This window comes from Acinetobacter sp. UC24323 (assembly GCF_024151445.1).
Taxonomy (GTDB): domain Bacteria; phylum Pseudomonadota; class Gammaproteobacteria; order Pseudomonadales; family Moraxellaceae; genus Acinetobacter; species Acinetobacter baumannii.
This window is the reverse complement of record NZ_JAHIBY010000027.1, coordinates 1-5518: the sequence shown is the minus strand read 5'-3', so window position 1 is coordinate 5518 and position 5518 is coordinate 1. Positions and strand designations below refer to the sequence as shown.

Sequence of the window (5518 nt, the reverse complement as noted above, 5' to 3'; positions counted from 1 at the left end):
ATCATTAAGAGAATTGAAGAACAACTTGTGTGGATTTTTACTGATTGATTAATCGAAATAATTTTCATTGATTGATTGGTTTAAATTACTCGAAGTTTATTTGAGCGAAATTTAAGTCAGTAATTGATGAGCCAGAATTGGCACCTTGTCTATAAATAAGGTGCAAAATGATTTTAACTGAAGAGTTTGATCATGGCTCAGATTGAACGCTGGCGGCAGGCTTAACACATGCAAGTCGAGCGGGGGAAGGTAGCTTGCTACTGGACCTAGCGGCGGACGGGTGAGTAATGCTTAGGAATCTGCCTATTAGTGGGGGACAACATCTCGAAAGGGATGCTAATACCGCATACGTCCTACGGGAGAAAGCAGGGGATCTTCGGACCTTGCGCTAATAGATGAGCCTAAGTCGGATTAGCTAGTTGGTGGGGTAAAGGCCTACCAAGGCGACGATCTGTAGCGGGTCTGAGAGGATGATCCGCCACACTGGGACTGAGACACGGCCCAGACTCCTACGGGAGGCAGCAGTGGGGAATATTGGACAATGGGGGGAACCCTGATCCAGCCATGCCGCGTGTGTGAAGAAGGCCTTATGGTTGTAAAGCACTTTAAGCGAGGAGGAGGCTACTTTAGTTAATACCTAGAGATAGTGGACGTTACTCGCAGAATAAGCACCGGCTAACTCTGTGCCAGCAGCCGCGGTAATACAGAGGGTGCGAGCGTTAATCGGATTTACTGGGCGTAAAGCGTGCGTAGGCGGCTTATTAAGTCGGATGTGAAATCCCCGAGCTTAACTTGGGAATTGCATTCGATACTGGTGAGCTAGAGTATGGGAGAGGATGGTAGAATTCCAGGTGTAGCGGTGAAATGCGTAGAGATCTGGAGGAATACCGATGGCGAAGGCAGCCATCTGGCCTAATACTGACGCTGAGGTACGAAAGCATGGGGAGCAAACAGGATTAGATACCCTGGTAGTCCATGCCGTAAACGATGTCTACTAGCCGTTGGGGCCTTTGAGGCTTTAGTGGCGCAGCTAACGCGATAAGTAGACCGCCTGGGGAGTACGGTCGCAAGACTAAAACTCAAATGAATTGACGGGGGCCCGCACAAGCGGTGGAGCATGTGGTTTAATTCGATGCAACGCGAAGAACCTTACCTGGCCTTGACATACTAGAAACTTTCCAGAGATGGATTGGTGCCTTCGGGAATCTAGATACAGGTGCTGCATGGCTGTCGTCAGCTCGTGTCGTGAGATGTTGGGTTAAGTCCCGCAACGAGCGCAACCCTTTTCCTTACTTGCCAGCATTTCGGATGGGAACTTTAAGGATACTGCCAGTGACAAACTGGAGGAAGGCGGGGACGACGTCAAGTCATCATGGCCCTTACGGCCAGGGCTACACACGTGCTACAATGGTCGGTACAAAGGGTTGCTACACAGCGATGTGATGCTAATCTCAAAAAGCCGATCGTAGTCCGGATTGGAGTCTGCAACTCGACTCCATGAAGTCGGAATCGCTAGTAATCGCGGATCAGAATGCCGCGGTGAATACGTTCCCGGGCCTTGTACACACCGCCCGTCACACCATGGGAGTTTGTTGCACCAGAAGTAGCTAGCCTAACTGCAAAGAGGGCGGTTACCACGGTGTGGCCGATGACTGGGGTGAAGTCGTAACAAGGTAGCCGTAGGGGAACCTGCGGCTGGATCACCTCCTTAACGAAAGATTGACGATTGGTAAGAATCCACAACAAGTTGTTCTTCATAGATGTATCTGAGGGTCTGTAGCTCAGTTGGTTAGAGCACACGCTTGATAAGCGTGGGGTCACAAGTTCAAGTCTTGTCAGACCCACCATGACTTTGACTGGTTGAAGTTATAGATAAAAGATACATGATTGATGATGTAAGCTGGGGACTTAGCTTAGTTGGTAGAGCGCCTGCTTTGCACGCAGGAGGTCAGGAGTTCGACTCTCCTAGTCTCCACCAGAACTTAAGATAAGTTCGGATTACAGAAATTAGTAAATAAAGATTGAGATCTTGGTTTATTAACTTCTGTGATTTCATTATCACGGTAATTAGTGTGATCTGACGAAGACACATTAACTCATTAACAGATTGGCAAAATTGAGTCTGAAATAAATTGTTCACTCAAGAGTTTAGATTAAGCAATTAATCTAGATGAATTGAGAACTAGCAAATTAACTGAATCAAGCGTTTTGGTATGTGAATTTAGATTGAAGCTGTACGGTGCTTAAGTGCACAGTGCTCTAAACTGAAATGTTGAAGTTACTAACTTGTAGGTAACATCGACTGTTTGGGGTTGTATAGTCAAGTAATTAAGTGCATGTGGTGGATGCCTTGGCAGTCAGAGGCGATGAAAGACGTGATAGCCTGCGAAAAGCTCCGGGGAGGCGGCAAATATCCTTTGATCCGGAGATGTCTGAATGGGGGAACCCACCTACTTTAAGGTAGGTATTGCAACATGAATACATAGTGTTGCAAGGCGAACGAGGGGAAGTGAAACATCTCAGTACCCTTAGGAAAAGAAATCAATTGAGATTCCCTCAGTAGCGGCGAGCGAACGGGGATCAGCCCATTAAGTTATGTGTGTTTTAGTGGAACGCTCTGGGAAGTGCGAACGTAGAGGGTGATATTCCCGTACACGAAAGGGCACACATAATGATGACGAGTAGGGCGAGGCACGTGAAACCTTGTCTGAATATGGGGGGACCATCCTCCAAGGCTAAATACTCCTGACTGACCGATAGTGAACCAGTACCGTGAGGGAAAGGCGAAAAGAACCCCTGTGAGGGGAGTGAAATAGATCCTGAAACCGCATGCATACAAGCAGTGGGAGCACCTTCGTGGTGTGACTGCGTACCTTTTGTATAATGGGTCAGCGACTTATATTCAGTAGCAAGGTTAACCGTATAGGGGAGCCGTAGAGAAATCGAGTCTTAATAGGGCGTTTAGTTGCTGGGTATAGACCCGAAACCAGGCGATCTATCCATGAGCAGGTTGAAGGTTGGGTAACACTAACTGGAGGACCGAACCCACTGTCGTTGAAAAGCCAGGGGATGACTTGTGGATAGGGGTGAAAGGCTAATCAAGCCTGGTGATAGCTGGTTCTCCCCGAAAGCTATTTAGGTAGCGCCTCGGACGAATACCATAGGGGGTAGAGCACTGTTTCGGCTAGGGGGTCATCCCGACTTACCAAACCGATGCAAACTCCGAATACCTATGAGTACTATCCGGGAGACAGACTGCGGGTGCTAACGTCCGTAGTCAAGAGGAAAACAATCCAGACCGCCAGCTAAGGCCCCAAAATCATAGTTAAGTGGGAAACGATGTGGGAAGGCATAGACAGCTAGGAGGTTGGCTTAGAAGCAGCCACCCTTTAAAGAAAGCGTAATAGCTCACTAGTCGAGTCGGCCTGCGCGGAAGATGTAACGGGGCTAAAACTATGTGCCGAAGCTGCGGATGTATACTTTGTATACGTGGTAGGGGAGCGTTCTGTAAGCCGATGAAGGTGTGTTGAGAAGCATGCTGGAGGTATCAGAAGTGCGAATGCTGACGTGAGTAACGACAAAACGGGTGAAAAACCCGTTCGCCGAAAGACCAAGGGTTCCAGTCCAACGTTAATCGGGGCTGGGTGAGTCGACCCCTAAGGCGAGGCCGAAAGGCGTAGTCGATGGGAAAATGGTTAATATTCCATTACTTCTGTGTAATGCGATGAGAGGACGGAGAAGGCTAAATCAGCCTGGCGTTGGTTGTCCAGGTGAAAGGATGTAGGCATGTATCTTAGGCAAATCCGGGGTACTCTATGCTGAGATCTGATAGCAAGCTGTACTTGTACAGCGAAGTGGTTGATGCCATGCTTCCAGGAAAAGTCTCTAAGCTTCAGTTACACAGGAATCGTACCCGAAACCGACACAGGTGGTCAGGTCGAGTAGACCAAGGCGCTTGAGAGAACTCTGCTGAAGGAACTAGGCAAAATGGTACCGTAACTTCGGGAGAAGGTACGCTGTTGTTGGTGATGGAACTCGCTTCCTGAGCTGACGACAGCCGCAGAAACCAGGCCGCTGCAACTGTTTATTAAAAACATAGCACTCTGCAAACACGAAAGTGGACGTATAGGGTGTGATGCCTGCCCGGTGCTGGAAGGTTAATTGATGGGGTTAGCGTAAGCGAAGCTCTTGATCGAAGCCCCAGTAAACGGCGGCCGTAACTATAACGGTCCTAAGGTAGCGAAATTCCTTGTCGGGTAAGTTCCGACCTGCACGAATGGCATAATGATGGCGGCGCTGTCTCCAGCAGAGGCTCAGTGAAATCGAAATCGCTGTGAAGATGCAGTGTACCCGCGGCTAGACGGAAAGACCCCGTGAACCTTTACTGCAGCTTGACACTGAACTTTGACCTTACTTGTGTAGGATAGGTGGGAGGCTTTGAAGCTGGAACGCTAGTTCCAGTGGAGCCGTCCTTGAAATACCACCCTGGTAATGTTGAGGTTCTAACTCTGTCCCGTGATCCGGGACGAGGACCGTGTCTGGTGGGTAGTTTGACTGGGGCGGTCTCCTCCTAAAGAGTAACGGAGGAGTACGAAGGTGCGCTCAGCGTGGTCGGAAATCACGCGTAGAGTATAAAGGCAAAAGCGCGCTTAACTGCGAGACCCACAAGTCGAGCAGGTACGAAAGTAGGTCTTAGTGATCCGGTGGTTCTGTATGGAAGGGCCATCGCTCAACGGATAAAAGGTACTCTGGGGATAACAGGCTGATACCGCCCAAGAGTTCATATCGACGGCGGTGTTTGGCACCTCGATGTCGGCTCATCTCATCCTGGGGCTGAAGCAGGTCCCAAGGGTATGGCTGTTCGCCATTTAAAGAGGTACGCGAGCTGGGTTTAGAACGTCGTGAGACAGTTCGGTCCCTATCTACCGTGGGCGCTGGAAATTTGAGAGGATCTGCTCCTAGTACGAGAGGACCAGAGTGGACGAACCTCTGGTGTACCGGTTGTGACGCCAGTCGCATCGCCGGGTAGCTATGTTCGGAAGGGATAACCGCTGAAAGCATCTAAGCGGGAAGCCTACCTCAAGATAAGATTTCCCTAGGACTTTATGTCCTCTAAAGAGCCGTTCGAGACTAGGACGTTGATAGGTTGGATGTGGAAGCATAGTGATATGTGAAGCTGACCAATACTAATTGCTCGTGAGGCTTGACTATACAACACCCAAGCAGTTGTATGTAAAGCATCAATCGATTCTTAAATATGCAAGACAACTTGATTTAGTTATACCTCTAGCTAAAATGAACAAATAAAGTAAGATTCAATCAGCCCAGTCTGTTACAGATTTGGAAAACGCTTCGGCATCAAATAAGACCCAGGCAAGTATCCATAAACAGTTGTGCTGGCGACCATAGCAAGAGTGAACCACCTGATCCCTTCCCGAACTCAGAAGTGAAACCTCTTAGCGCTGATGGTAGTGTGGGATTACCCATGTGAGAGTAAGTCATCGCCAGCTCATTATTC

At 48.9% G+C, this 5518-nt stretch carries 2 tRNA genes and 3 rRNA genes; all 5 read left to right on the top strand.

Annotated features, from left to right (window positions below):
* The first annotated feature begins 174 nt into the window (after positions 1-174).
* The 5 genes from KNQ97_RS19065 (at position 175) to rrf (ending at position 5510) form a co-directional block, all read left to right on the top strand.
* A 16S ribosomal RNA gene (locus tag KNQ97_RS19065) occupies positions 175-1711 on the top strand.
* Positions 1712-1770: 59 nt separating this feature from the next.
* Positions 1771-1847 (top strand) — tRNA-Ile (locus KNQ97_RS19060).
* A gap of 55 nt (positions 1848-1902) precedes the next feature.
* Positions 1903-1978 (top strand) — tRNA-Ala (locus tag KNQ97_RS19055).
* Positions 1979-2318: 340 nt separating this feature from the next.
* A 23S ribosomal RNA gene (locus KNQ97_RS19050) occupies positions 2319-5211 on the top strand.
* 184 nt (positions 5212-5395) lie between these two features.
* Positions 5396-5510: ribosomal RNA gene (rrf, locus tag KNQ97_RS19045) — 5S ribosomal RNA — on the top strand.
* The 16S, 23S and 5S rRNA genes sit together here with 2 tRNA genes alongside, the layout of an rRNA operon.
* Positions 5511-5518 lie beyond the last annotated feature (8 nt).